This is a genomic window from Paracoccus shandongensis (genome assembly GCF_017315735.1).
GTDB lineage: Bacteria > Pseudomonadota > Alphaproteobacteria > Rhodobacterales > Rhodobacteraceae > Paracoccus > Paracoccus shandongensis.
Genome location: NZ_JAFLRK010000020.1, coordinates 21,531 through 46,157, shown reverse-complemented (window position 1 = coordinate 46,157; position 24,627 = coordinate 21,531). Strand labels below are relative to the sequence as shown.

Here is a 24,627-nt window from a genome sequence, read left to right as displayed (position 1 = left end):
TCACGCGGCCTGAGCCAGGTCGGACCGGGTGAACCAGTCGGCGAAGGCCTGCTGTTCGGCGGGCGTCAGGTGCAGGTAATGCTTGGTGCGGCGCATCAGGATATCCTCGGGCGTTTGCGCCCATTCGCGGGCGACCAGATAGCGGGCCTCGGCCTCGTAGAGGGTGCCGCCGAAGTGGCGGCCAAGGGCGCCCAGGTTCATCGCGCCCGCCACCACGTCCTTGGTCCGCGCGCCATACAGGCGGGCATAGTGGACGACCAGCGGGCGCGGCATCCAGGGGTGCAGTTCGCGCAGCAGGTTCAGGAAGGATTCGAAATCGGCATTGGCGATCTCTCCGCCCGGCAGGGGGGCCTCTCCGGTCCAATCCTGCCCCATCCCGGGAAAGATATCGCGCAGCTTGTGCATCCCGCGTTCGGCCAGTTCGCGGAAGGTGGTGATCTTGCCGCCGAAGATGTTGAGGAGCGGCGCGCCCCCGGTCGTGTCCAGGTCGAAGACGTAATCCCGCGTCACGGCCGAGGGGTTGCCCGCCCCGTCGTCGAACAGCGGGCGCACCCCGGAAAAGGCGTGCAGCACGTCCGAGGGGCGCAGCTTTTCCTTGAAATATCGGTTCACGGCGGCCAGCAGATAGTCGATCTCGTCCTGGGCCACGGCCACGTCCTCGGCCCGGCCCTCATAGGCCACGTCGGTGGTGCCGATCAGCGCCTTGTCGCCTTCATAGGGGTTGATGAAGATGACGCGCTTGTCGTGGTTCTGGACCAGATAGGCCTGCTGGCCGGACCACCATTTCGGCACGATGATGTGGCTGCCCTTGACCAGCCGCACCTTGCGGGCGGAATTGGACCCCGCGACGTTGTTGATCACGTCCGAAACCCAGGGCCCGGCGCAATTGACGATGCAGCGGGCGCGGAAGGTGCGGATCTCGCCCGTCACATCGTTGCGGGTCTGGACCGTCCAGGCGCCGTTTTCGCGGCGCGCGGAAATGCAGGGGCTGCGGGTCAGGACGGTGGCGCCCTTTTCGGCCGCGCCCACGGCGTTCAGGATCACCAGGCGGGCGTCGTCCACCCAGCAGTCGCTGTATTCGAAGCCCTTGTGGTATTGGTCCAGCAGCGGCGCGCCCTCGGGGTCGCGGCGCAGGTCCAGCGTGCGGGTGCCGGGCAGCTTCTTGCGGCCCCCCAGGTGGTCGTAAAGGAACAGCCCCAGGCGGACCAGCCAGGCGGGGCGGTCCTCGGGGGAATGGGGCAGGACGAAGCGCATCGGCCAGATGATGTGCGGGGCGGCGGCCAGCAGCACCTCGCGTTCGATCAGGGCCTCGCGGACCAGGCGGAATTCATAGTATTCCAGATAGCGCAGGCCCCCGTGGACCAGCTTGCCCGACCGCGAGGACGTGCCCTGCGCCAGGTCGTCCTTTTCGCACAGGACGACCTTGAGGCCCCGGCCCGCCGCGTCGCGGGCCACGCCCGCGCCGTTGATGCCGCCGCCGATGACGAACAGGTCGATGGTGTCATGGGTCATGGGGGTGTCCTTTCAGGGATCGGGCCGCGGCAAGCGCGTCCCATGCGGGCGGCAAGGCCCGGCGCGAAGCGGTGAAGGCGGGAAAAAGCGCGTCATAGGCGGCGACCAGCGCCGGATCCGGCTGTTCCGCCCGGCCCAGCAGCGGCGTCACCCATTCGGCGATGCAGGCCTCCATGTCGGGATAGGCGCCGATGGCGACGGCGGCCATCATCGCGGCGCCCGCCGCGCCTGCCTCGTCGCGGTCGGACACGCGGACGGGGGCGTTCAGGCTGGCCGCCAGGATGGCGCGCAACCCGCGCGACCGGGCGGCCCCGCCGGTCAGGCGCAGCTCGGACGGCAGCGGCCCCATGGCGGCATAGCAGTCGCGCATGGCCATGCCCAACCCCTCGGCCACGGCGCGGATCAGGTCGGGATAGCGGTGGCCCGCCGACAGGCCGACAAAGCCCGCCCGCGCATCGGCATTGACGAAAGGACCGCGTTCGCCCGCATCCGAGATATAGGGGTGATAGACGATCTGGCCGGGGGCGGACTGCGCCAGCCAGCCCTCGATATGGGCGACCAGGTCGCGGTGGGTCACGGCATGGCCCATGTCGGACAGGATGCCCGCCGCGATCCCCAGCACCCAGTCCAGGTTCAGCGTCGCCGCCATGTTGGTCTGCACCTGCGTGACGATGCCGGGGATGGGCAGGCAGATGACATAGCCCGTGCCCTCGTCGTTCAGATGCACGTTTTCCGCACGCACGGCCCGCAGGTGAACGCCGGTGGATCCGACCGTCGAACAGGCCACGTCGCCCTCAGCCCCGCCATAGACGCCCGCGCCAAGGGCGGTCATCACCATGTCCACATAACCAAGGCTGACCGGCGTTCCGGCCAGCAGCCCGGTCTGGCGCGCGGCGTCAGCGGTCAGCGGATGGGTGACCTGCGTGCCGTCGATGATGGGGGGCAGCAGGGAACGGCGATGGGTCAGGCCAAGCGCGTCGATCACCGCGTTGTCATATTGGCGGCTGCGGAAGTTGCCGAAGGTGAAGCTGGCCTCGGAGGGATCGGTCGCCCGCACCCCGGTCAGGTTCAGATACAGCCAGTCCTTGCAATGCAGCGCGACCTCGGCCCGGTCCAGCAGGTCCGTCTGGGCGTCCATATGCGCCATCTGCGCGCCCTGCTGGCAGGTGTTCAGCCCCGTCCCCGTCGCCTCGAACCGGGCGCGGTTGGCGGGGCCGCCCGCCAGCCGCGCCACCGTCGGCGCGGCGCGGGCGTCCAGCCACAGCCAGGCGTCCCCCACCGGACCGTCGCGCCCGACCAGCCACGTCCCGTCGCCCTGCGCCGTCACCGACAGCGCCGCCGTGCGCGCGGCCAGCCCGTCCACCTTGGCCCCAAGCCCGCGCAGGGCGGCGGCGCAATCGTCCCAGGTCTGGACCAGCGATTGCGTGGCCGATCCATCCGCGCCATGATGATAGCGGTTGGGCACCGACGCCGCCGCCACCTGCCGCCCTGCCAGATCAAAGGCCACCGCCTTGACGACCGAGGTGCCCGCATCGATGCCGATCAGGATATCACGGCCCGGCATGGACAAGGCCCCTGCGCAACAGGCCGAATGGGTCGGCGGTCATTCCAAATCCTCCTGCGCGGGTCCATCGCAGGACCACGCCCGTCCGAAATCCATACACGAAAGAACAGGCAGCGTGAACGTATTTTTTTGCAGACACAGAAATTAATTTCAGTTACGGTGATCGGCAAGGCGGGAATGCTTGAGGAGGCGCCCTGCCTTTCCGGCCTTGGGATCGCGGGCCGGCGACAACGCGACAAGAGGGGGGAATCGACCCATGGCACATTCCAATCCGGGCATGTCCGCCCACAAGGCCCCTGCCCCGTCGCGGCGCGGGATGCTGATCGGCGTGGCGGTTGCCCTGGCCCTTGCCGCAGGCATCGCGCTGGACACCACCGTGGTCCCCATCGGATCCGAGAATGACGTGCGCGCCCAGGCCTTTTCCCCCGACAGCTATGGCCAGGAACAGTTCCCGCGCATCCAGGCCTTCGTCAAGGAAAAGGCCGTGGACGCCGCGACGCTGGCGCCCGCCGTCCTGGCCGACAAGGCTGCGGCGGCCAAGCAATACGGCACCGCGTCGTCCACCGGGGCGATCATGTTCGTGACGCTGACGGGCGTGGCGGGCGAGGCGCGCTCGGGCGTCTATCCGCTGACGGTTCCCGGCGTGCCCGCCGAGATCACCGTCCGCGTCCAGACCGGCCCCGCGATCAACGGCACCGACCTGCGCGACGCGCCGGGCGACATCGCCTTTGGCGATTTCAAGAACCAGATCGAATACCAGGACGCGGGATCGGGCATCAACCGCGCCATGAAGGCCGCCGTCCTGGACGGGATCGACACCGCCAGCCTGACCGGCAAGACCCTGACCGTCACCGGCGCCTTCCGCCTGATCAACCCCAAGAACTGGATGATCACCCCGGTCGAGGTCGCGGTCCAATGACCCGCCAGACCCAAGGCGCACCCGACGCGCGCGAAGTGGTCCTGGCCGCGCGCAACGTCGCCAAGTCCTATGGCAATGTCCACGCGCTGAAGGGCGTGAACTTCGACATCCATCGCGGCCAGGTGACGACCCTGTTCGGCGAAAACGGCGCGGGCAAGTCCACGCTGATGAAGATCCTGTCGGGCGTGATCCAGCCCACCACCGGCCAGATCATCCTGGACGGCCAGCCGGTCAGCTTCGCCAACGCCAACGAGGCGCGCGACCGGGGCATTTCCATCATCCACCAGGAACTGTCCCTCGCCCCCAACCTGTCGGTGCGCGACAACATCTTCATGGGCCGCGAGTTGCGCGGGCCCATGGGCGTGGACTTCGCCGCCGAAGAACGTCAGGTCCGCGCGCTGATGGAGGAGCTGGAGGAGGAGATCGACCCCCTCACCCCCGTCGAGGAGCTGCGCTTGGGCCAGCAGCAGATCGTGGAAATCGCCCGCGCCCTGTCGGTGGACAGCCGCATCCTGATCATGGACGAACCCACCAGCGCGCTCTCGGCCAGCGAGGTCGAGGTGCTGTTCAAGGTCATCCGCGACCTGACCGCGCGGGGGGTCAGCATCGTCTATATCTCTCACCATCTTGAGGAGGCGCTGACGATCACCGACCACGCGGTCGTGCTGCGCGACGGCACCATGACGGCCTATGCGCCGCGCGCGGACATCGACCTGGACTGGATCGTCCGCAACATGGTGGGCGAGAATTACGACCTGGGCCAACCGCCCGACAGCGACAAGCGCGAAGTCGCCCTGTCGATCCGCAACCTGTCGGTGCCGGACGCGACCGGCAAGGATCTGGTGCGCGGCCTGTCGCTGGATGTGCGGGCCGGGGAAATCGTCTGCATCTATGGCCTGATGGGCGCGGGGCGCACGGAACTGCTGGAAACCTGCGCGGGCCGCCTGCGCGCCACCGGCGGCGAGATCGTGCTGGAAGGGCAGGAAATATCCCACCTGTCCATCGCCGAACGCATCGCGCGCGGCCTGGCCCTGGTCCCCGAGGACCGGCAGCGCGACGGCCTGGTCCAGACCATGAGCGTCGGCCAGAACCTGTCGCTGGCCTCGATCCGCAATTTCACGCGCGGGCTGTTCACCTCCAGCCGCGCGGAAAGGAAGCTGATCGACGACAGCATCCGCAGCGTCACCGTCAAGACATCGGGCGGGGCTGCGCCCATCGGATCCTTGTCGGGGGGCAACCAGCAGAAGGTCGTGATCGGCAAGATGCTGGCCACCAGGCCCCGCGTCATCATGCTGGACGAACCCTCGCGCGGCATCGACATCGGCGCCAAGGCCGAAGTCTTCCGCCTGCTGGCCGAAGGCGCGCGCCAGGGGCTTGCCGTCCTTTATTCCACGTCCGAGGTCAGCGAATGCCTGTCCATCGCGCATCGGATCATCGTCATGCACAAGGGCCGCATCTCGGCCGAATTCGATTCCACCGTTTCCAAGGAAAAGATCATGGCCGCCTCGGGCGAGTCCGTGGCCGCCTGATGGGCCGTTGAGCGAGGAAAACCAATGTCTGCCACCACCACCGCGCCCAAGCAAGACGGCTTCAGCATCGGCCGACTGCTGCTGGAAGGCCGCGCCTTCTTCGCGCTGATCGCCATCATCGCGGTCTTTTCCTTCTTGTCGCCGAACTACTTCACGCTGTCGAACCTGCTGATCATGTCGAGCCAGGTGGCGATCTATGGCATCCTGTCGGTGGGGATGCTGCTGGTGATCCTGAACGGCGGGATCGACCTGTCGGTGGGATCCATCCTGGCGCTCTGCGGCGTCTGCGCGGGCGCGATGATGCAGGGGGTCACGCTGGATTTTGCCGGGGTGATCCTTTATCCGCCGGTCTGGGCCGTGGTGGTGCTGACGGTCGCCATCGGGGCGCTTGTGGGCGCGCTGAACGGGGTGCTGGTGGCCTTCTTCAAGGTGCCGCCCTTCGTCGCCACCCTTGGCGTCATGTATGTCGCGCGGGGCGTGGCGCTGTTGATGACCAATGGCCTGACCTACAACAACCTGCGGGGGCAGGAGGCCCTGGGCAACACCGGCTTCAACTGGCTGGGCTTCAACCGGCTGTGGGGTATCCCCATCAGCGTGATCGTGCTGGCCGTTGTGGCGACCCTCGCGGGGCTGATGCTGTCGCGCTCGGCCTTCGGGCGCTGGCTTTATGCATCCGGCGGGAACGAACGGGCGGCCGAGCTGTCGGGCGTGCCCACGCGGCGGGTCAAGATCACGGTCTATACCGTCTCGGGCGCGCTGGCGGCGGTGGCGGGGCTGGTGCTGGCCTCGCAACTGACATCGGCCGGACCGACGGCGGGCACGACCTATGAACTGACGGCCATCGCGGCGGTGGTGATCGGCGGCGCGGCGCTGACCGGCGGGCGCGGCGGGGTGCGCGGCACGATGCTGGGGGCCTTCGTGATCGGCTTCCTGTCGGCGGGCCTGGTGATCATCGGCGTCAGTTCCTACTGGCAGACGGTCTTCACCGGCGCGGTGATCGTGCTGGCCGTTCTGATGAACTCGATCCAATACGGGCGCGGCGGGCGCAAGACCTGACAAGCCCCATCCTTCCCGTCCGGGGCTTCGGGCGGATCGTCCTGCCAAAGCGGCAGTTTACCAAAAGGGAGAGAGAGTAATGCTGAACCTGACCCGCCGCGCTCTGCTGGCCGCCGCCGTCGCCATGCCGATGATGGCCGGCGCCGCCTCGGCCGAGGGGCTGATCACCATCATCGTCAACGACCCCGCGAACCCCTATTGGTTCACGGAAGGCGAGGTCGCCAAGAAGACCGCCGAGGAACTGGGCTATACCGCCAACGTCGCCGCCCACCGGGGCGACACCAACACCGAAAGCACCCTGGTCGACACCGCGATCACCAACAAGTCGGTGGCGCTGATCCTGGATCCGGCCAATGCCGACGGGTCGGTGGGCGCGGTGCAGAAGGCCGTGGACGCCGGCATCCCCGTCTTCCTGGTCAACGCCGAGATCAACCAGGAAGGCTTGGCCAAGGCGCAGCTTGTGTCGAACAACGCGCAAGGCGCGGCCCTTGGCGCCCAGGCCTGGGTCGAGGCCGTGGGCGATGCGGGCAAATACGTCGAGCTGTTCGGCGCCCCGTCCGACAACAACGCCCAGACCCGGTCGAACGGCTTCGAGACCGTGCTGACCCAGTATCCCGATCTGGTGAAGGTCGGCCAGGAAGTCGCCGACTGGGACCGCACCAAGGGCTATCAGAAGATGCAGTCGCTGCTGCAGGCCAACCCCGACATCATCGGCGTGATTTCGGGCAATGACGAGATGGCCTTGGGCGCGATCGCCGCCCTGAAAGAGGCCGGCAAGCTGGAGCAGGTCAAGGTCGGCGGCTTCGACGGTTCCCCGGATGCCGTCGAGGCGGTGAAGGCGGGCGAGCTGCAATACACCGTGCTGCAGCCGGTGGCCGTCTTTGCCGAGGAAGCCGTGCGCCAGGCCGACAACTTCATCAAGAACGGCTCGACCGGGGTGGATACGGAAAAGCAGCTGTTCGACTGCATCCTGGTCACCAAGGACAACGCGGACCAGATGACCGAGCCGTTCACGTTGTCCCAGTGAGGGCTGCTTAAATGCTCAAGGGGCGCGGTAGACCGCGCCTCATTTTTCGCCAGACTGATTCGACAAAAGCCGAGCCAGACCTTATCAGCCGCCAAATAATCCCTTGATGCGATCGGCAAACAGGATGACTGCCGACAAAAGGCCGACGCCGGTAGCCAGCGAGGTGATGATAAATCCTTTGGACGGTAGATGTGCGACCCGCTCTGACAAGGTGGCGAGATTGATCTCTACGCCCCGCAACCGGTCATCGACTTTCTCGACTTTGGTTTCCAATCTTTGAAGACGGGCTTCCATTCCGTCGCCTCCACTTGGGTTATCGGGGCCTTTCGGGCCGTCGGGCACGCGTCCATGCCGCTCGCGGAACTTGTCGGTGAAGCTGGAGACAGCCTTATCAAGGTTACTCATCAGCAGCTTCCGTGGGCAGGTATGTCGCGGCCAAAACAGTCAAGGCATCTCCAAACATTTCTGCTGCACGGCTGATAGCCTTGTCAACGTCGACAGCCTGATCTGTGAATGCCAAGTCAGGCTTTGCCTTCATCGTCAAGGTATGGAGAGCCAAGAGGGCCTCTTGCTGCGCAGCCAGAACACCAAAAAGGCTTGCAAGATCACGAATAGCAACAGGCGCTCTTGCATCCTGAAACGCTGTTGAAATAGCATCGGACAGCTTATCAGCATCAAACGTTAATATACCTACCACGACTATCTCCTGTAAACTGCTGCCTCAGCTTAGGCTGGTGATAAGTTCTTTCATGCCTTACCCCGCCATCTCGTCTTCCCGCCAGGCATGGTCGGGGTCGGGCTGGCCCGCATCGTCGTGTTCGGCCAGCCAGTTCTCCGCATCCAGCGCCGCCATGCAGCCCATGCCCGCGCTGGTCACCGCCTGGCGATAGACGTGGTCGGTCAGATCCCCCGCCGCAAAGACGCCGGGGATCGAGGTGCGGGTGCTGCCCGGTTCCACCTTCACATAGCCGCCGTTGTGCAGCTCCAACTGGCCCTTCACCAGTTCGCTGGCGGGCGCATGGCCGATGGCGACGAAAACGCCGTCCGCCGGGATCGTCCGCGTGCTGCCATCCACGGTCGAGGTCAGCACCGCGCCCGTCACGCCCAGGGGCGCATCGGTGCCCTGGACCTCGGTCAAGGCGTGGTTCCAGATCACCTCGACCTTGGGATGGTTAAACAGGCGCTGTTGCAGGATCTTCTCGGCCCGCAGGCTGTCGCGGCGGTGGACCAGCGTCACCTTGCTGGCGAACTTGGTCAGGAACAGCGCCTCCTCGACCGCCGTGTTGCCGCCGCCGATCACCACGACCTCGCGGCCCCGATAAAAGAAGCCGTCGCAGGTGGCGCAGGCGGACACGCCGAAGCCCTTGAACTTCTCCTCGGACGGCAGGCCCAGCCAGCGGGCCTGCGCGCCGGTCGCCAGGATCACCGCATCCGCCGTCACCACGCGGCCGCTGTCGCAGGTGGCGGTGAAGGGGCGGCGCTGCAGGTCCAGCGTCGTCACCATGTCCACCACGATCTCGGCCCCCATGGCGCGGGCGTGTTCCTCCATCTTGACCATCAGGTCAGGGCCCTGGATCTCGGTCTCGCCGGGCCAGTTCTCGACCTCGGTGGTGATGGTCAGTTGTCCGCCGGGCTGCATCCCCTGGATCAGCAGGGGCTTCAGCATGGCGCGCGCGGCATAGACGGCGGCGGTATAGCCCGCCGGGCCCGACCCAACGATCAGAAGTTTGACATGCGTGCTATCGGTCATCTTGCGCCCCATCCGGTGTTTGTGCATGAGGTAGTCCTTCCCACCGGAAATCGCAACGCGGGACGCGCGCAGAAAGAATATTGCGCGCAAGGGGACCGCATTGTAGTTTCCGGCAACGCCAAAGACCCGATCAAGAAAGAGCAGCATGGCCGGCGCGAAACTGGACGACATCGACCGCAAGATCCTGGCCGAACTTCAGGCCGACGGCCGGATGACGAATGTGGAACTGGCCCGCCGCGTCGGCATCTCGGCCCCGCCCTGCCTGCGCCGCGTCCGCGCGCTGGAGGAGACGGGCTTCATCCGCGGATACCACGCCGACATCGACGCGCGCGAACTGGGCTTCGAGGTGCAGGTCTTCGCCATGGTCCGCCTGGCCTCGCAGTCCGAACGCGACCTGTCGGCCTTCGAGGCATTGGTGCAGGGCTGGCCCCTGGTCCGCGAATGCCACATGCTGAACGGAGAGATCGACTTCATCCTGAAATGCGTCTCGCCGGATCTGTCGAGCTTCCAGCGGTTCCTGACGCAATCGCTGACGGCGGCGCCGAACGTGGCCAGCGTGAAAACCTCGCTGGTGATCCGGGCCGCGAAGGACCAGCCGGGGGTGCCGTTCGAGGTGGTGGAGGAGAGGGTAAGGGAGGCGGGGTGAGGGCAGCCATACAGCAAAGCTGATGCAGCAGAGATTTGTGCGTAGATGTTAGAAAATTATTAAAACAAATCAGTCATCACTGACGCAATGCAGTTGCGAGGCGATAACAATGAAAGAAATCAGAACATTTCTGGATGCATGTCATGATGCGGACTTCATCTCCAACTCCGGGATAAACTTAAACAATGATCCTAGTGTGATCGGGGCCTCACTCGCTGCTCTTACAGATTTTTACACTGATGCCATCGCTCATGAAAACTTTCGTAAGATTGCCTCAACAGCAATTGATCGAATTTTTCATAATATCGCTGACAGCACATCTGAAGACTCCGAAGCATTCAAAAAGTTTCTGTATCGAGTGGCAATAAGCACAGTAGCAAGCGATCCAGATTACTTTTACAAAGATCATTTGAATGAGTTTCCATTTGAACTCAAGATTAGGAGCTTTAAGTGGCCTGTTGTATGGAGGCCAACTCAGAGCAGCTTGAAATCTGAGATTTCAATTTTCAAAGAAATTTCTGCATTAAAGATTTTTGGATATACCGTCGGAAATGACGGATGGCCAAGAAAGAGAAGGCAAGAGTTCTTGTCAGATTTCATGGAGCTTGAGTTGCCTACAGAGGTTAAATTGTATTGCAACGATGAATACGGCAATCCTATGACGGTCAAGAGATTAAGGAAAGTTGCAAACCTGCTGGCTGGAAATATTAATTTGCGAACTAAGCACCCTTCTGACTTCGGCAAGGCCATAGCTGACTGGATGGAAGACCTCTCTTTTCTCAAAGAAAAATATTACGAACAGGCGAATATGAAGTTTTTGCCTTGGCCGACGTTGGAACGATGATAAGTCATTGCCAAGGCAGAGCGTGCCTTTAAGCAAGCGTAGGTGGGTTTCCAACCCATCACTCTCCGCAACATCTCTGCAACGATGAGGTGAAACCCCACCCTACGCAGCCACCCGCCGCTCGATCGCTTCCCAGATCTTCTCCGCCGCGTTGATCCCGTCGAACCGCTCCAGTTCCTGGATCCCCGTGGGCGAGGTCACGTTGATCTCGGTCAGCCAGCCGTCGATCACGTCGATGCCGGTGAAGATCAGGCCCTTTTCGCGCAGCACCGGGCCGATCCGCTTGCAGATCTCGTATTCCCGCTCGGTCAGGCCGATCTTTTCCGCGCGCCCGCCGACATGCATGTTCGACCGTGCCTCGCCCGTTTGCGGCACGCGGTTGATGGCGCCGACGGGTTCGCCGTCCACCAGGATGATGCGCTTGTCGCCCTTGCTGACGGCATGGATGTATTTCTGCGCGATCATCGGTTCCCGGCTGATGCCCGCGAACAGTTCCAGCAGCGCCGACAGGTTGCGGTCCTCGGGGTCCAGGTGGAAGACCCCTGCGCCCCCGTTGCCGTAGAGCGGCTTGACGATGATGTCGCCGTGCCGGTCGCGGAAGGCGCGGATCGCGGCGGGGTCGCGGGCGATCATGGTGGGGGGCGTCAGGTCGGGGAAATCCAGCACCATCAGCTTTTCCGGGCAGTTCCTGACCCAGAAGGGATCGTTCACCACCAGCGTCCCGGGATGCACCCGGTCCAGCAGATGCGTCGAGGTCACATAGGCCATGTCGAAGGGCGGATCCTGGCGCAGCCAGACCACGTCGAAATCGGACAGGTCCACATCGGCCCAATCGCCAAAGGTGACATGGTTGCCCTGCTCGCGCCGCAGGGTCACGGGGCGGCCGCGGGCGATCACCCGGCCCTCGTCATAGCGCAGCTGATCGACGGTGTACTGGAACAGCCGGTGGCCGCGGGCCTGCGCCTCAAGCCCGATGCGGAAGGTGCTGTCCCCGGTAATCGAGACATCCTCGACCGGGTCCATTTGCAGGGCGACATACAGGCTCATGCGGTCCTCCTTGAAGGGGTTGGACAGCTTGTCGCCCGCCGATTTGCGAGATGCAAGCCGCTGCTGCATTGACTTGCACGCGCGTCGCCCCAAGTGATAGACGGGCGTCGATTTTGAGAAAAGCTGGCCGATGGCCCGCAGGAAAGGCAAGAACCGCATGGCGATGGAGAAAACCAGCTTCGACCGCGACGACCTTCTGGCCTGCGCGCGGGGCGAGCTGTTCGGCCCCGGCAATGCGCAGCTGCCCGAACCGCCCATGCTGATGATGGACCGCATCACGGAGATCTCGGAAGACGGCGGCGAACATGGCAAGGGCCATGTGGTGGCCGAATTCGACATCAAACCGGACCTGTGGTTCTTCGCCTGCCACTTTCCCGGCAACCCGATCATGCCGGGCTGCCTGGGCCTCGATGGCCTGTGGCAGCTGACCGGCTTCAACCTGGGCTGGCGCGGCTGGCAGGGGCGCGGCTATGCCCTGGGCGTGGGAGAGGTCAAGCTGACCGGCATGGTCCGCCCCGACCGCAAGCTGTTGCGTTACCATGTGGATTTCACCAAGGCCGTGCAGACGCGGCGCCTGACCATGGGCGTGGCCGATGGCCGGGTCGAGGCGGATGGCGAGACCATCTACCAGGTCAAGGACATGAAGGTCGCGTTGTCGGCCAGTTAAGCAATAAGGAGGAGGCGCCATGCGACGCGTCGTCATCACCGGCCTTGGCATCGTCTCGCCCATCGGCAACAACGCAGGCGAGGTCACGGAAAGCCTGAAGACGGGCCGTTCGGGCATCGTCTTCGCGCCCGAATATGCGGAACACGGCTTTCGCAGCCAGATCCACGGGATGCCCCAGATCGTGCTGGAGGACCATATCGACAAGCGCAACCTGCGCTTCATGGGTCCGGGCGCGGCATACAACTTCATCGCCATGGAACAGGCGATCAAGGACAGCGGGCTTGAGGAAGGCGACGTGTCGAACCCGCGCACCGGCCTGATCATGGGATCGGGCGGGCCGTCCACCTCGAACTTCTTCGAGGCGCACCAGACCGTTATCGAAAAGGGCGCGCCCAAGAAGATGGGTCCGTTCATGGTGACGCGCTGCATGTCGTCCACCAACTCGGCCTGTCTGGCCACGCCCTTCAAGATCAAGGGCGTGAACTATTCCATCACCTCGGCCTGTTCCACATCGGCCCATTGCATCGGCAACGGGGTGGAACAGATCCAGATGGGAAAGCAGGACATCGTCTTCGCCGGCGGGGGCGAGGAACTGGACTGGACGCTGTCCTGCCTGTTCGACGCGATGGGCGCCATGTCGTCGAAATACAACGACACGCCGGAAACCGCGTCCCGCCCCTATGACGCGACCCGCGACGGTTTCGTCATCGCGGGCGGCGGCGGGGTCGTGGTGCTGGAGGAACTGTCCCATGCGCTGGCGCGCGGGGCCAAGATTTATGCCGAAGTCACCGGCTATGGCGCGACCAGCGACGGTTACGACATGGTGGCCCCCTCGGGCGAGGGCGGCGAGCGGTCGATGCGGCTGGCCCTGTCCACGCTGCCGGAAGGCCGCCGTGTCAGCTATATCAACGCGCATGGCACCTCGACCCCGGTGGGCGACATCGGCGAGGTCAAGGCGATCCGCCGCATCTGGGGCGAGGGGAACACGCCGCCGATCAGTTCCACCAAGTCGCTGACCGGGCATTCCCTGGGCGCAACGGGCGTGCACGAGGCGATCTACAGCCTGCTGATGTTGCAAAATGACTTCATTGCAGCATCTGCAAACGTGACGACCCTAGACCCCGAGATCCAGCCGGGCGAGATTGCCACAAGCCGGGTGGACAATGCCGGCCTCGACTCGGTGCTGTCGAACAGCTTCGGCTTCGGGGGAACGAACGCCACCTTGCTGATGTCGAAGTATCAGGATTAAGCGGGGTCATTGATGGGCGATCTTCTGAAGGGCAAGCGCGGGCTTGTGATGGGGGTCGCCAACGACCACTCGATCGCCTGGGGCATTGCGAAAGCGGTGGCGGACCAGGGGGCGGAACTGGCGTTCTCGTATCAGGGCGAGGCGTTCGGCAAGCGGGTGCAGCCGCTGGCGGCATCGGTGGGGTCGGATTTCCTGCTGGACGTGGACGTGACCGACGACGCCTCGCTGGACGCGGCCTTCGCGGCGATCACGGATCGCTGGGGCAAGCTGGACTTCGTGATCCACGCCATCGCCTTTTCCAACAAGAACGAGCTGACCGGCCGGTTCGTGAACACCAGCCGGGCGAACTTCAAGCACAGCCTTGAGATTTCGTGCTATTCGCTGATCGAGGTGGCGCGGCGCGCCCATCCCTTGATGGCCGAGGGCGGGTCGCTGATCACGCTGACCTATGGCGGGTCGAACCGGGTGACGCCCTTCTATAACGTCATGGGTGTCGCCAAGGCGGCGCTGGAATCCGCCGTGCGCTATCTGGCCAACGACCTGGGGCCGGACGGGATCCGGGTGAACGCGATCAGCCCCGGCCCGATGAAGACGCTGGCGGGCGCGGCCATCGGCGGGGCGCGCAAGACCTTCCGCCATACCGAGGCCAACGCCCCCCTGCGCGCCAATGCCACGCTGGAGGCGATCGGCGGCACCGCCGTCTGGCTGTTGTCGGACTGGGGCGCCTGCACCACCGGAGAGGTCGTGCTGGTCGATGGCGGATATCACGTCCTGGGGATGCCGCAGAGCGAGAATTTGTAAGGTAAAGCCGGGGGACTTCACGTCCCCCGGACCCCCTGTGGGATATTTGAGGTCCAAAGCAGGCATGGTCGAGTTCTTTACGGCGAGTGACGGGGCGCGGCTGGCCTTTTCGGATGAGGGCGAAGGACTGCCGGTTCTGTGCCTTGCGGGGCTGACGCGGAACATGGGCGATTTCGACTATGTCGCGCCGCATCTGGCGGGCGTGCGGCTGATCCGCATGGATTATCGCGGGCGCGGGCAGTCGGAATGGACGGGCGCAGCGAGCTATACCGTGCCGCAGGAGGGCAAGGATGCGCTGGCGCTGCTGGATCATCTGGGGATCGGCCGGGCGGCGGTGCTGGGCACGTCGCGCGGCGGGCTGATCGGGATGCTGTTGGCCGCCGTGGCGCATGACCGGCTGCTGGGGCTGTGCCTGAACGATGTCGGGCCGGTGATCGAGCGTTCGGGGCTGGAGCGGATCTTCGACTATGTCGGGCGCAATCCGGCGGCGCGGACGCATGAGGCCTTGGCGGAGCGGTTGCCGGCGGCGATGCCGGGCTTTGCCGATGTGCCGGAAGGCCGTTGGCTGGCCGATGCGCAGCGGCATTACGAGGAAACGCCGGACGGGTTGCGGATCCGGTATGACCCCGCGCTGCGCGAGGCATTTTTGGCGGCGTTCCAGGGCGATGCGCCGGATCTATGGCCGCTGTGGGACGCCACGGCGGGGATGCCGGTCGCGCTGATCCGGGGGGCCAATTCCGACCTGCTGTCGGCTTCCGTTGCCGCCGAGATGCTGCGCCGCCGCCCCGACACGATCCTTGCCGAGGTGCCGGGCCGCGCTCATGTCCCTTGGCTGGACGAGCCGGAGTCGCTGGCCACCATCAACGCTTGGCTGGACCGCTGCGGGCGTTAGAAACGCATCCCGATGCTGAAGCTGGCGCCCTCGGTGCCGATGCCGAAATCGGCGGCGCCGAAGGTGAAGCCGATCAGCGCGCCGGTCAGCGCCTGCTGCATCGTGTGTTCGCCCGCATGAACGCGGCTGGCCGCCGTCAGCCCCGCCGCGCCGTAAAGGCCGATGCCTGCCGCGCGGTCGTCGGGAAAACACTTGCCCGCTAGGTCGGCCGCGCCAAAGGCCGCGGCGGCGGAGTGGCCGGACGGAAACCCCTTCCCTTCCCCGTTCGGCCGGAGCGACACCGGCGTGCCGTCCAGCCAGGATTTCAGACCCCAGACCACCGCCGCCTGCAAGGCGCCGCGGACCGCGAAATCCTCCAGCCGGTCGTCGCGGGCGGCACAGACGGCGGCGGCCAGGGGCAGGCCGTATTTCATCGCGGTGCCGAAATCCTTGAACGGGTCGGCGGCGGCGGGTTGGGCCAGGGTCGCCGCGAGGGCTGCGGCAGGCAAAAGCTTCAACGCTGCATCGCCTCGACATATTCCATCAGGGCGACAAGGCGCGCGGGGGTGGGCGTGGGGATGCCGTCGCCCGCGTCATAGGGCACGGTCGGGCCGTCCATCAGGTCGCCGAATTCCGGCATCGGCGATTCGCTGCGGCCCGGCGTGAAGCCATAGATGTGGCCCATCACCCGCAGGCGCGGGAAGGTGCCGCCGTTCTTCGCGGCCACCCGGGTCAGGTCCACCGGACGGGGCACCATGCCCGCCGCCGCAGGACCGTCGCCACGCCCGGTCGCGCCGTGGCAATCGACGCACAAGGCATTGAAATCGTTGCGCGCCTGAGCCTTGTCCGTGATCTGAGGCGCGCAGGCCGCGATCACCCCCGCCATTGCCATGCCGGACAAGATCGCCCCGTATGTTGCCTTCATCGCTGCCGTCCCTCTGATTGCTTTTGGGTCAAGTTTGCCCCGGCGGGTTGCGTCAGGCAACCGCCCTGTTCAGGCTGATCACCCGGTCCATGCGGCGGGCAAGGTCGTGGTTGTGCGTGGCGATCAGCGCCGACAGGCCGGTGTCGCGGACCAGCGCCATCAGCATGTCGAAGACCCGGTCGGATGTCTCGGGGTCCAGGTTTCCGGTGGGTTCGTCCGCCAGCAGCAGCGCGGGCTGGTTCGCCAGCGCGCGGCAAAAGGCCACCCGCTGCTGCTCGCCACCCGACAGCGCCGCCGGGCGGTGATCCGCGCGCGCGGTCAGGCCCACGCGGGACAAAAGGTCGGCGGCGCGGGCGGCCGCATCGCGCGGCGCCACGCCATTGGCAAGCTGCGGCAGGATGATGTTTTCCGCCGCGCTGAATTCGGGCAGCAGGTGGTGGAATTGGTAAACGAAGCCCAGATCGGCGCGGCGCGCCTCGGTCCGGGCGCGGTCGGGAAGGCCGGTCATGTCGCGGCCTTGCAGGATCACCCGGCCCGTGTCGGGCGTATCCAGAAGCCCCGCGATATGCAGCAGCGTGGATTTGCCCGCGCCCGAGGGCGCGACCAGGGCCACGACCTCGCCCCGCGCGACGGACAGGTCCAGGCCGCGCAGCACGGGGACCGGGGCGGGGCCGTCCTTGCCATAGGTCTTGCCGACCGCCTCCAGCCGCAGGACGTCATTCATAGCGCAGCGCCTCGACCGGGTTCATGCGCGCGGCGCGGCGCGCGGGGAAGATGGTGACGACAAAGGACAGCGCCAGCGACAGCGCCACCGCGCGGAAGATGTCCCATGCACGCAACTCGGCAGGCAGGCGATAGATGCCGCGCACCTCGGGCTGCCAGGCGCCGCCGCCGGTCAGGGCGTTCAGCGCGGCCATGATGTTGTCCACGTTCAGCGCGAGAGCCACGCCAAGGATCACCCCGGCGACCGTGCCGATCACGCCCGTGAAGGCGCCGCACAGGAAGAAGACCCGCAGCACCGCGCCCTCGGTCAGGCCCATGGTGCGCAAGATGCCGATGTCGCGGCCCTTGTTCTTGACCAGCATGATCAGGCCCGAGGTGATGTTCATCGAGGCGATCAGCACCAGCACCGACAGGATCACGAACATCACGTCGTCTTCCATGTCCAGGGCCGCCAGGAACGAGCCGGAAGAGTCGCGCCAGTTCCAGACCTGCGCCCCCTCGCCCGCCGCCTGGATCAGCGGCAGGGTCCAGTCGTCCACACGCTCGGGGTCGGTGACGAAAACCTCGATCTCGTCGGCCACGCCTTCGCGGTTGAAATAGGACTGCGCCTCGGCCATGGGCATGTAGATGCGGGTGCGGTCAATGTCGTATCGCCCGGCGCTGAAGATGTAGGTCACCTCATAGGCCTTGACGCGCGGCGTGGTGCCGATGGCGGTGCGCGCGCCTTCGGGGGCGATCAGGCGGATCCTGTCGCCCAATCCGACGGCCAGTTCGCGGGCGATGCCCGAGCCGATGGCGATGCCTCGGTCGAAGTCGTCAAGGTTGCCGGTCGAGGTCTCGGGGTCCACGATCCGCGGCATTGCCTTGAGATCATCGAGGGTTACGCCAAAAACCTCGGCTACGTTCGAGCTGTCGTTGGCGGTCGCCATGACCTGCCCGCGAATGACCGGAGCGGTGCGCGTGACGCCCGGAACCTGCGCCAGCCTGGCGGCCATGGCGTCGTAATCGGCAATGCGGCCGGGGACGACATAGACATCCTCGGTGAACTCGTTGGTGATCCGCTGCGGGGCCATGTAGACGGTGGTATGGGCGTTCGCCCCCAGGATGGTGTCCACGAATTCCGCCCGGAAACCCGCGCGCACGGCCAGCGTGGCGATCAGCGCCATGACCCCCAGGGCGATGCCGATCAGGCTGATCCAGGTCATCACGCTGACGCCGCCTTCGGCCCGACGGGCGCGCAGGTATCGCCAGGCGATGGTGAATTCGTAACGCGAGAACGGTCGGGGTGTGGCCATCGGGATGCCTTGATTTTGCGCGGGGAACCTGACCGGGCCGCCCCGAAAGATCAAGCCGACAATGGCGTGACTTTGAACGAACAGGGAACTTGCGGCGGCTGTCCGCAGATGCCACATCACGCTGATGGCAAAATCCACCAATGCTTTCACCTGCACCGCCTGCGGTGCGTCCCACAAGAAATGGGCCGGGCGCTGCGACGCCTGCGGGGCCTGGAACACAATCGTCGAGGAAGCGCCCCTGTCCCAGGGACCGGGCCGGGGCCTTGGCGCCCACAAGGGCCGCGCGGTCCCGCTGTCCAGCCTGATGACGACCGAGGCCCCGCCCCCGCGCAGCCTGTCGGGGATGGAGGAACTGGACCGCGTCCTGGGCGGCGGCCTTGTGCCCGGCAGCGCCATCCTGGTGGGCGGCGATCCCGGCATCGGCAAATCGACGCTGCTGTTGCAGGGGGCTGCGGCCTTCGCGCGGCGCGGTGCCAACGCCGTCTATATCAGCGGCGAGGAGGCCAGCGCCCAGGTCAGGATGCGCGCGCAACGGCTGGGTCTGGCGGATGCGCCGGTCCGGCTGGGGGCGGAAACCAACCTGCGCGACATCCTGACCACGCTGGACAACGAACGCCCTGATCTAGCGATCATCGATTCCGTCCAGACGCTCTGGTCCGACCAGGTCGAGGCCGCGCCCGGCAGCGTGGCCCAGGTCCGGGCGGCGGCGCATGAGCTGGTGACATTCGCCAAGCGCAAAGGCGTGGCGATCTTCCTGGTGGGCCATGTCACCAAGGAAGGCCAGATCGCCGGTCCCCGCGTGGTGGAACACATGGTCGATACCGTGATCTATTTCGAGGGCGAGCGCGGCCACCAGTTCCGCATCCTGCGGTCGGTCAAGAACCGCTTCGGCCCGGCGGACGAGATCGGCGTCTTCGAGATGACCGGCAGCGGGCTGGCCGAGGTCGCCAACCCCTCGGCGCTGTTCCTGTCCGAACGCGGCCAGCCGGTACCCGGCAGCGCCGTCTTTGCCGGGATCGAGGGCACGCGTCCCGTCCTGACCGAAGTGCAGGCGCTGGTCGCCCCTTCAACGCTCGCTTCCCCCCGCCGCACGGTGGTGGGCCTGGATAGCGGTCGGGTCAGCACGATCCTGGCGGTGCTGGAGGCGCGCTGCGGCATCCCCTTCGCGGGACTGGACGTGTTCCTGAACGTCGCGGGCGGGATGCGGGTCAACGAACCCGCCGCCGACCTTGCCATAGCGGGCGCGCTTCTGTCGGCGCGCGAGGACAGCGCCCTGCCCCCGGAAGCCGTGCTGTTCGGCGAAATCAGCCTGTCCGGCGCGCTGCGTCCCGTGGCCCAGGCCGAAAACAGGTTGAAAGAAGCGCAGAAACTTGGTTTTTCACAGGCGATTTTGCCCGACAGCCAAAAGGTCGAGGGCGCAGGCGGGATGAGCGTGCGGCGCATCGCCGACCTGACGGGATTTGCAGGAGAGGTCTTCGGCGCCGGCTGAAGTGCCTGATAAAGAACCATAACCGGCGCGAGGGGCGAGGCCATGGACGGGTTTACAGTTATCGACGCGGTGGTGGCTGCGGTCATCATCCTTTCGGCCATCCTGGCCTGGTCGCGCGGCTTCGTGCGCGAATCGTTGGCGATCCTGGGATGGATCGGCGCGGCCATCCTGGCCTTCATCTTCGCCGCCGCAATGCGCCCGCTGATCGCGCAGCTGCCCGTGCTGGACCGTTTCCTGGGCGACAGTTGCGAATTGGCCACCATCGCGGGCTTCGCCGTGGTCTTCGCCCTGGCGCTTGTCGTGTTCTCGATCATCACGCCGCTGTTTTCGTCGGTCGTGCAACGATCCGCGCTTGGCGGGGTGGACCAGGGCATGGGCTTCCTGTTCGGGGTGGCGCGCGGCATCCTGCTGGTCGCCATCGCCTTCATCGTCTATGACCGCGTGATGACCAGCCAGCAGGTCGCGGTCGTGGAAAACAGCCGCTCGGCCCAGGTGTTCGAGCGGATGCGCGGCCAGCTGGACCAGCAGGTTCCCGACGACGCGCCCGGCTGGATCGTCAGCCGGTACGAGCAGATGGTGGCGGGCTGCACGGCGACCGCCGCCCCCTCGGCCCAGGAAACGCCGCCCGCGAACTGATGCACGTGCTGCATGGCAGACCTGCCATGACGATTTGGTGACGAAAAACCGCCCCCGCCGCCGCGCGGGGGCGTGACTTTCGGACGCACCCGCACTACATGGGGCGGGACAGCTGCACAGCCATTCAGGACCGCCGCGATGCAACCATTCCTGGCCCATCCGTTCGATTCGGACCGCCTGCACGAAGAATGCGGCATTTTTGGCGCCATCGGCGTGACGGACGCCTCCAGCTTCGTGGCCCTGGGCCTGCACGCGTTGCAGCATCGCGGCCAGGAAGCGGGCGGCATCATCGCCCACGACCCCGAGCATGGCTTCAACAGCGCGCACCGCTTCGGCTATGTCCGCGACAATTTCACCAAGCCCGAGGTGATGGCCACCCTGCCCGGCCCGCTGGCCATCGGCCATGTGCGATACTCCACCGCCGGGACCAAGGCCGCGACCGCGATCCGCGACGTGCAGCCCTTTTTCGGCGAATTCCACATGGGCGGCTGCGCCATCGCCCATAACGGCAACATCACCAATGCCGCCGCCCTGCGCCGCGAGCTGATCGAGCGCGGGTCGATCTTCCAGTCCTCGTCGGACAGCGAATGCATCGTCCACCTGATGGCGCGGTCGATCCAGCGCAACATTCCCGAACGGATGAAGGACGCGCTGCGCCGGGTCGAGGGCGCGTTTTCCGTCATCGCCATGACCCGCACCAAGCTGATCGGCGTGCGCGATCCCCTGGGCGTGCGTCCGCTGGTGCTGGGCAAGGTGGGCGACGACGGCTTCGTGCTGGCATCCGAGACCTGCGCCCTGGACATCATCGGTGCCGAGTTCATCCGGGAAATCGAGCCGGGCGAGATGGTGGTGATTTCCAAGGGCGAGGTCGAAAGCTCACGCCCCTTCGGGCCGTCCAAGGGGCGGTTCTGCATCTTTGAGCACGTCTATTTCTCGCGCCCCGATTCGATCATCGGCGGGCGGTCGGTCTATGAAACGCGCCGCCAGATCGGCGTGGAACTGGCGCGCGAGGCGCCGATCGAGGCCGATCTGGTCTGCCCCGTTCCCGACAGCGGCACGCCCGCGGCCATCGGCTTTGCCCAGGAATCGGGCATTCCCTATGGCATGGGGATCATCCGCAACCAGTACATGGGCCGCACCTTCATCGAGCCGACCGAGCAGATCCGCAACATGGGCGTGCGGCTGAAGCTGAACGTGAACCGGTCGCTGATCGCGGGCAAGCGGGTGGTTCTGGTGGATGACAGCGTGGTGCGCGGCACCACGTCGCGCAAGATCAAGGACATGATCCTGGACGCGGGCGCGGCCGCCGTGCATTTCCGCATCGCCTCGCCCCCGACCGCCTGGCCCTGCTTCTATGGCGTGGACACGCCCGACCGCGACAAGCTGCTGGCCGCGAACATGACGCCCGAGGAGATGCGCGACTGGATCGGCGTCGATTCGCTGGCCTTCGTGTCCCTGGACGGGCTTTACCGCGCCGTGGGCGAGGCCGGGGGCCGCAACAAGGCCTGCCCCCAGTATTGCGACGCCTGCTTCTCGGGCGATTATCCGGTGGCGCCGTTCGATCAGCTGGAGCGCGGGTTCCGCATGAAGACCGGGTCGGAAACGGCGGTGAGCGAGGCGGCGGAGTAAGCCGGGGGTTTCACACCCCCGGGCCCCCGTGGGATATTTAAGGTCCAAAGCAGGCTCTAGCGGACGATCTGTTCCAAGGGGTCGTACCAGGCGGCGTGCTGGCCCCAGACAGCGCGGGCCAGCATCCCAGGCTTGTGGCGCAAGGTGCGAAGGTCCGCGCGCGTGGCCCACACAAAGCGGTTCACCACGCCTTCGGGGTCGTCCAGCGTGACCGCCGCGTCATCGGCCAGCAGGGCGCGGAAGATGATCTCCACCTGATGGAAGCCGCGTTCGGGGTCGTGGAATTCGTTGACCAGGATCGGCGCGCTGACGGTGATCGAAAGGCCGGTTTCCTCGGCCACTTCGCGGATGAGGTTTTCGGGCAGCGACTGGCCGGGTTCCACGCCGCCGCCGGGCAGGCACCAAAGGTCGGACTGCTGGCCCGGATAGGCGTTCACCATCAGCAGCCGGTCGTCCCGCAGGATCGCCGCGCGGACGGCGAGCCTTGGCGGCCTCATCCGATGATCCGGTTGACGTGGCCCATCTTGCGGCCCGGCCTGGGCGCACCCTTGCCGTAAAGGTGGACCTGGGTGTTCGGAGTCTTCAGCAGGTCCGGCACGCGGTCCAGGTCGTCGCCGATCAGGTTCTCCATCACCACGTCTGCATACCGCTTGCCGTCGCCCAGGGGCAGGCCTGCCACGGCACGGATGTGCTGCTCGAACTGGTCCACCGCGCAACCGGCCTGCGTCCAGTGGCCCGAGTTGTGGACGCGGGGCGCGATCTCGTTCACGATCAGGCCCTGGGGGGTCACGAACAGTTCCACCCCCATCACGCCCACATACTCCAGCGCGTTGGCGATGCGCGCCCCGATCAGCACGGCGTCGGTCGTCGCCTTGGCAGGCAGTCCGCAGGGGACGGTGGTCGTGCGCAGGATGCCCCCTTCATGGACGTTCAGGCCGGGGTCGAAGGCCGCGACCTGGCCGTCGGCGCCGCGGGCGATGATCACGCTGATCTCGGCGCTGAAATCCACGAAGCCCTCCAGCACCGAGGGCGCGCCGGTCCATTCCGCCGGGCCGTCACCAATGCGGACCTGCCCCTTGCCGTCATAGCCCATGCGCCGGGTCTTGAGGATCGAGGGGCGGCCGATGCGGGCAATGGCGGCGTCCAGGTCGGCCTGTTCGGGCACATCGGCGAAGGGCGCGGTCGCCAGGCCGATGTCGTTCAAAAAGGTCTTTTCCGCCAGCCGGTCCTGCGACACCGCCAGGGCGCGGCGGTTGGGGCGGATCGGGCGGATCGATTCCAGCAGGTCGAGCGCCGAGGTCGGGACGTTCTCGAATTCGTAGGTGATCACGTCCACGCTTTCGGCGAAGGCGCGCAGGGCGGCTTCGTCCTCGTAGGGCGCGGTGGTCACCCGCCAGGCCACGTCGCCCGCGGGCGCGGCGCCCGGTTCATAGATGTGGCAGCGCAGGCCCAGGCGGCTGGCGGCGACCGACAGCATCCGGCCCAGTTGCCCGCCGCCCAGGATGCCGATGGTCTGGACATCACTCATCGCGCGGTGCCTCGGGGATGGAATCGGACAGGGCCTGCCGCCAGGCGTCCAGGCGTTGGGCCAGGGCGCGGTCGGACAGCGCGAGGATCCCCGCCGCCATCAGCCCGGCATTGGCCGCCCCCGCCGACCCGATGGCCATGGTGGCGACCGGATAGCCCTTGGGCATCTGCAGGATGGAATACAGCGAATCGACCCCGGACAGCGCGCGGGTCTGGACCGGCACGCCGATCACCGGCAGCCTGGTCTTGGACGCCATCATGCCCGGCAGATGGGCCGCGCCCCCGGCGCCCGCGATGATGACGCGCAGGCCGCGTTCCACCGCCGTCCTGCCGTAATCCCACAGCCGGTCGGGGGTGCGATGCGCGCTGACGATGCGGGCCTCGTACCCGACGCCAAGCTCGTCCAGGATCGTTGCGGCCTCTTTCATCGTGGGCCAGTCGGACTGGCTGCCCATGATGATCCCGACAGGTGTGTCCATCCGCGTCCCCCGGTTGCCTGCGCCCGCAATAGCGTGCAGGGCGCCGGGCCGCAATCAGGCGATGATGTCGGGGGTGATCTCGTCTTCCAGCCGGGCGATCTGGTCCTTGAGCATCAGCTTCTGCTTCTTCAACCGTTGCAGCGCCAGCGACGAGGTCAGTTGCTGCGCCGACAGCGCCGCGATCGCCTCGTCCAGGTCGCGATGCTCGCACCGCAGGGCCTCGAGCCGCGCGCGGGCGATTTCGTCATGGGACATTTCGTGGTGCATGTTCATCTGGCTTGCCCGGTTGGGACGATTGACCGTTGTTTTTCCAGCATCATAGCGCGTCTTTGGCGCGCTGTTAACTGGCTGGCGTGGTTAACAGGGGCGAATGCGGAATGCCCGTGGCAGGCAAGCCCCACATCTTGCGCGGGACGCCCTCAGGCCACATATAATTGCCAAC

General features: G+C 66.0%; 27 protein-coding genes. 13 read left to right on the top strand and 14 right to left on the bottom strand.

Going from position 1 to position 24,627, the window contains the following annotated elements; translation table 11 throughout:
• Both JX613_RS12905 and JX613_RS12900 read right to left on the bottom strand, forming a co-directional pair.
• Entirely contained in the window at positions 1-1,512 is a 1,512-nt protein-coding gene (locus JX613_RS12905; RefSeq protein ID WP_207101869.1) for a glycerol-3-phosphate dehydrogenase, read from the bottom strand.
• Entirely contained in the window at positions 1,502-3,076 is a 1,575-nt protein-coding gene (locus JX613_RS12900; RefSeq protein WP_207101868.1) for an FGGY-family carbohydrate kinase, read from the bottom strand. The genes JX613_RS12905 and JX613_RS12900 overlap by 11 nt, the downstream gene beginning before the upstream one ends.
• Before the next feature lie 256 nt (positions 3,077-3,332).
• Here JX613_RS12900 and JX613_RS12895 point away from each other — a divergent pair, with 256 nt between their 5' ends.
• The 4 genes from JX613_RS12895 to JX613_RS12880 all read left to right on the top strand — a co-directional run bounded on the left by JX613_RS12895 (position 3,333) and on the right by JX613_RS12880 (position 7,607).
• Positions 3,333-3,995, top strand: a complete 663-nt coding sequence (locus JX613_RS12895; protein ID WP_237168553.1) for a DUF2291 family protein — start codon at positions 3,333-3,335, stop codon at positions 3,993-3,995.
• Positions 3,992-5,524, top strand: coding sequence for a sugar ABC transporter ATP-binding protein (locus JX613_RS12890; protein ID WP_207101867.1), 1,533 nt, complete (start codon positions 3,992-3,994; stop codon positions 5,522-5,524). Before JX613_RS12895 ends, JX613_RS12890 begins: the two co-directional genes overlap by 4 nt.
• 24 nt (positions 5,525-5,548) lie before the next feature.
• Complete coding sequence (locus tag JX613_RS12885; protein WP_207101866.1) at positions 5,549-6,580, top strand: ABC transporter permease; 1,032 nt, start codon at positions 5,549-5,551, stop codon at positions 6,578-6,580.
• Between the two features lie 79 nt (positions 6,581-6,659).
• A complete protein-coding gene (locus JX613_RS12880) occupies positions 6,660-7,607 on the top strand; it encodes a D-ribose ABC transporter substrate-binding protein (RefSeq protein ID WP_207101865.1) in 948 nt (315 codons plus the stop codon).
• Positions 7,608-7,691: 84 nt separating this feature from the next.
• Here the strand turns inward: JX613_RS12880 and JX613_RS12875 are convergent, their stop codons facing one another.
• From JX613_RS12875 to trxB, 3 genes are read right to left on the bottom strand one after another with little or no spacing between them, the layout of a single operon-like run.
• Entirely contained in the window at positions 7,692-8,012 is a 321-nt protein-coding gene (locus JX613_RS12875) for a hypothetical protein (RefSeq protein ID WP_207101864.1), read from the bottom strand.
• Complete coding sequence (locus JX613_RS12870; RefSeq protein ID WP_207101863.1) at positions 8,005-8,304, bottom strand: hypothetical protein; 300 nt, start codon at positions 8,302-8,304, stop codon at positions 8,005-8,007. The genes JX613_RS12875 and JX613_RS12870 overlap by 8 nt, the downstream gene beginning before the upstream one ends.
• 57 nt (positions 8,305-8,361) lie before the next feature.
• Positions 8,362-9,357, bottom strand: coding sequence for a thioredoxin-disulfide reductase (trxB, locus tag JX613_RS12865; protein WP_207101862.1), 996 nt, complete (start codon positions 9,355-9,357; stop codon positions 8,362-8,364).
• Positions 9,358-9,502: 145 nt separating this feature from the next.
• On the opposite strand from trxB, the gene JX613_RS12860 reads away from it, so the two are divergent.
• Together JX613_RS12860 and JX613_RS12855 are read left to right on the top strand one after the other, a co-directional pair.
• Positions 9,503-10,003 (top strand): Lrp/AsnC family transcriptional regulator, encoded by a 501-nt coding sequence (locus JX613_RS12860; RefSeq protein WP_089388691.1) that lies wholly within the window; start codon positions 9,503-9,505, stop codon positions 10,001-10,003.
• A 109-nt stretch (positions 10,004-10,112) separates the two neighbouring features.
• Positions 10,113-10,847: a hypothetical protein gene (locus JX613_RS12855; protein ID WP_207101861.1), complete on the top strand. Its 735-nt coding sequence runs from the start codon at positions 10,113-10,115 to the stop codon at positions 10,845-10,847.
• A gap of 102 nt (positions 10,848-10,949) precedes the next feature.
• Here the strand turns inward: JX613_RS12855 and gshB are convergent, their stop codons facing one another.
• Complete coding sequence (gene gshB, locus JX613_RS12850) at positions 10,950-11,894, bottom strand: glutathione synthase (RefSeq protein ID WP_207101860.1); 945 nt, start codon at positions 11,892-11,894, stop codon at positions 10,950-10,952.
• A gap of 157 nt (positions 11,895-12,051) precedes the next feature.
• On the opposite strand from gshB, the gene fabA reads away from it, so the two are divergent.
• From fabA to JX613_RS12830, 4 genes are all read left to right on the top strand, one after another.
• Positions 12,052-12,561 carry a bifunctional 3-hydroxydecanoyl-ACP dehydratase/trans-2-decenoyl-ACP isomerase gene (gene fabA / locus JX613_RS12845; RefSeq protein WP_207101891.1) on the top strand — a complete coding sequence of 170 codons (510 nt, stop codon included), beginning with the start codon at positions 12,052-12,054 and terminating at the stop codon, positions 12,559-12,561.
• 19 nt (positions 12,562-12,580) lie between these two features.
• The gene (gene fabB, locus JX613_RS12840) at positions 12,581-13,810 is read left to right on the top strand and encodes a beta-ketoacyl-ACP synthase I (RefSeq protein WP_207101859.1); all 1,230 of its coding nucleotides are present in this window, start codon (positions 12,581-12,583) and stop codon (positions 13,808-13,810) included.
• Positions 13,811-13,822: 12 nt separating this feature from the next.
• Entirely contained in the window at positions 13,823-14,611 is a 789-nt protein-coding gene (locus JX613_RS12835; RefSeq protein ID WP_207101858.1) for an enoyl-ACP reductase FabI, read from the top strand.
• A 64-nt stretch (positions 14,612-14,675) separates the two neighbouring features.
• Entirely contained in the window at positions 14,676-15,503 is an 828-nt protein-coding gene (locus tag JX613_RS12830) for an alpha/beta fold hydrolase (protein ID WP_207101857.1), read from the top strand.
• On the opposite strand, the gene JX613_RS12825 is transcribed toward JX613_RS12830, so the two are convergent.
• Genes JX613_RS12825 through JX613_RS12810 form a run of 4 tightly spaced genes read right to left on the bottom strand, consistent with a single transcriptional unit; the run spans position 15,500 to position 18,425 of the window.
• Entirely contained in the window at positions 15,500-16,000 is a 501-nt protein-coding gene (locus JX613_RS12825; protein WP_237168552.1) for a phosphatase PAP2 family protein, read from the bottom strand. The two genes, JX613_RS12830 and JX613_RS12825, sit on opposite strands and share 4 nt — an antisense overlap.
• Positions 15,997-16,407 carry a c-type cytochrome gene (locus JX613_RS12820; protein WP_207101856.1) on the bottom strand — a complete coding sequence of 137 codons (411 nt, stop codon included), beginning with the start codon at positions 16,405-16,407 and terminating at the stop codon, positions 15,997-15,999. The genes JX613_RS12825 and JX613_RS12820 overlap by 4 nt, the downstream gene beginning before the upstream one ends.
• A 52-nt stretch (positions 16,408-16,459) precedes the next feature.
• Positions 16,460-17,131, bottom strand: a complete 672-nt coding sequence (locus JX613_RS12815) for an ABC transporter ATP-binding protein (RefSeq protein ID WP_207101855.1) — start codon at positions 17,129-17,131, stop codon at positions 16,460-16,462.
• Positions 17,124-18,425: a lipoprotein-releasing ABC transporter permease subunit gene (locus tag JX613_RS12810; RefSeq protein ID WP_207101854.1), complete on the bottom strand. Its 1,302-nt coding sequence runs from the start codon at positions 18,423-18,425 to the stop codon at positions 17,124-17,126. The genes JX613_RS12815 and JX613_RS12810 overlap by 8 nt, the downstream gene beginning before the upstream one ends.
• Positions 18,426-18,549: 124 nt before the next feature.
• On the opposite strand from JX613_RS12810, the gene radA reads away from it, so the two are divergent.
• The 3 genes from radA (at position 18,550) to purF (ending at position 22,179) form a co-directional block, all read left to right on the top strand.
• Positions 18,550-19,914, top strand: a complete 1,365-nt coding sequence (gene radA / locus JX613_RS12805) for a DNA repair protein RadA (protein WP_207101853.1) — start codon at positions 18,550-18,552, stop codon at positions 19,912-19,914.
• A 42-nt stretch (positions 19,915-19,956) separates the two neighbouring features.
• Positions 19,957-20,550: a CvpA family protein gene (locus JX613_RS12800; protein ID WP_207101852.1), complete on the top strand. Its 594-nt coding sequence runs from the start codon at positions 19,957-19,959 to the stop codon at positions 20,548-20,550.
• Positions 20,551-20,688: 138 nt separating this feature from the next.
• Positions 20,689-22,179, top strand: a complete 1,491-nt coding sequence (gene purF / locus JX613_RS12795) for an amidophosphoribosyltransferase (RefSeq protein WP_207101851.1) — start codon at positions 20,689-20,691, stop codon at positions 22,177-22,179.
• A 56-nt stretch (positions 22,180-22,235) separates the two neighbouring features.
• On the opposite strand, the gene JX613_RS12790 is transcribed toward purF, so the two are convergent.
• Genes JX613_RS12790 through JX613_RS12775 form a run of 4 tightly spaced genes read right to left on the bottom strand, consistent with a single transcriptional unit; the run spans position 22,236 to position 24,458 of the window.
• Positions 22,236-22,676 (bottom strand): NUDIX domain-containing protein, encoded by a 441-nt coding sequence (locus tag JX613_RS12790; RefSeq protein WP_207101850.1) that lies wholly within the window; start codon positions 22,674-22,676, stop codon positions 22,236-22,238.
• On the bottom strand, positions 22,673-23,707 hold the full coding sequence (locus JX613_RS12785; RefSeq protein ID WP_207101849.1) for a 5-(carboxyamino)imidazole ribonucleotide synthase: 1,035 nt from the start codon (positions 23,705-23,707) through the stop codon (positions 22,673-22,675). Before JX613_RS12785 ends, JX613_RS12790 begins: the two co-directional genes overlap by 4 nt.
• Positions 23,700-24,185: a 5-(carboxyamino)imidazole ribonucleotide mutase gene (gene purE / locus JX613_RS12780; protein ID WP_207101848.1), complete on the bottom strand. Its 486-nt coding sequence runs from the start codon at positions 24,183-24,185 to the stop codon at positions 23,700-23,702. The genes JX613_RS12785 and purE overlap by 8 nt, the downstream gene beginning before the upstream one ends.
• A gap of 54 nt (positions 24,186-24,239) precedes the next feature.
• Positions 24,240-24,458, bottom strand: coding sequence for a YdcH family protein (locus JX613_RS12775; RefSeq protein ID WP_207101847.1), 219 nt, complete (start codon positions 24,456-24,458; stop codon positions 24,240-24,242).
• Positions 24,459-24,627: the final 169 nt, after the last annotated feature.

Coding starts and splice junctions, on each gene's coding strand:
- JX613_RS12905 (WP_207101869.1), bottom strand. CDS start 1,512: ATGACCCATGACACCATCGACCTGTTCGTCATCGGCGGCGGCATCAAC.
- JX613_RS12900 (WP_207101868.1), bottom strand. CDS start 3,076: ATGCCGGGCCGTGATATCCTGATCGGCATCGATGCGGGCACCTCGGTC.
- JX613_RS12895 (WP_237168553.1), top strand. CDS start 3,333: ATGGCACATTCCAATCCGGGCATGTCCGCCCACAAGGCCCCTGCCCCG.
- JX613_RS12890 (WP_207101867.1), top strand. CDS start 3,992: ATGACCCGCCAGACCCAAGGCGCACCCGACGCGCGCGAAGTGGTCCTG.
- JX613_RS12885 (WP_207101866.1), top strand. CDS start 5,549: ATGTCTGCCACCACCACCGCGCCCAAGCAAGACGGCTTCAGCATCGGC.
- JX613_RS12880 (WP_207101865.1), top strand. CDS start 6,660: ATGCTGAACCTGACCCGCCGCGCTCTGCTGGCCGCCGCCGTCGCCATG.
- JX613_RS12875 (WP_207101864.1), bottom strand. CDS start 8,012: ATGAGTAACCTTGATAAGGCTGTCTCCAGCTTCACCGACAAGTTCCGC.
- trxB (WP_207101862.1), bottom strand. CDS start 9,357: ATGACCGATAGCACGCATGTCAAACTTCTGATCGTTGGGTCGGGCCCG.
- JX613_RS12860 (WP_089388691.1), top strand. CDS start 9,503: ATGGCCGGCGCGAAACTGGACGACATCGACCGCAAGATCCTGGCCGAA.
- JX613_RS12855 (WP_207101861.1), top strand. CDS start 10,113: ATGAAAGAAATCAGAACATTTCTGGATGCATGTCATGATGCGGACTTC.
- gshB (WP_207101860.1), bottom strand. CDS start 11,894: ATGAGCCTGTATGTCGCCCTGCAAATGGACCCGGTCGAGGATGTCTCG.
- fabA (WP_207101891.1), top strand. CDS start 12,052: ATGGCGATGGAGAAAACCAGCTTCGACCGCGACGACCTTCTGGCCTGC.
- fabB (WP_207101859.1), top strand. CDS start 12,581: ATGCGACGCGTCGTCATCACCGGCCTTGGCATCGTCTCGCCCATCGGC.
- JX613_RS12835 (WP_207101858.1), top strand. CDS start 13,823: ATGGGCGATCTTCTGAAGGGCAAGCGCGGGCTTGTGATGGGGGTCGCC.
- JX613_RS12830 (WP_207101857.1), top strand. CDS start 14,676: ATGGTCGAGTTCTTTACGGCGAGTGACGGGGCGCGGCTGGCCTTTTCG.
- JX613_RS12820 (WP_207101856.1), bottom strand. CDS start 16,407: ATGAAGGCAACATACGGGGCGATCTTGTCCGGCATGGCAATGGCGGGG.
- JX613_RS12815 (WP_207101855.1), bottom strand. CDS start 17,131: ATGAATGACGTCCTGCGGCTGGAGGCGGTCGGCAAGACCTATGGCAAG.
- JX613_RS12810 (WP_207101854.1), bottom strand. CDS start 18,425: ATGGCCACACCCCGACCGTTCTCGCGTTACGAATTCACCATCGCCTGG.
- radA (WP_207101853.1), top strand. CDS start 18,550: ATGGCAAAATCCACCAATGCTTTCACCTGCACCGCCTGCGGTGCGTCC.
- JX613_RS12800 (WP_207101852.1), top strand. CDS start 19,957: ATGGACGGGTTTACAGTTATCGACGCGGTGGTGGCTGCGGTCATCATC.
- purF (WP_207101851.1), top strand. CDS start 20,689: ATGCAACCATTCCTGGCCCATCCGTTCGATTCGGACCGCCTGCACGAA.
- JX613_RS12790 (WP_207101850.1), bottom strand. CDS start 22,676: ATGAGGCCGCCAAGGCTCGCCGTCCGCGCGGCGATCCTGCGGGACGAC.
- JX613_RS12785 (WP_207101849.1), bottom strand. CDS start 23,707: ATGAGTGATGTCCAGACCATCGGCATCCTGGGCGGCGGGCAACTGGGC.
- purE (WP_207101848.1), bottom strand. CDS start 24,185: ATGGACACACCTGTCGGGATCATCATGGGCAGCCAGTCCGACTGGCCC.
- JX613_RS12775 (WP_207101847.1), bottom strand. CDS start 24,458: ATGAACATGCACCACGAAATGTCCCATGACGAAATCGCCCGCGCGCGG.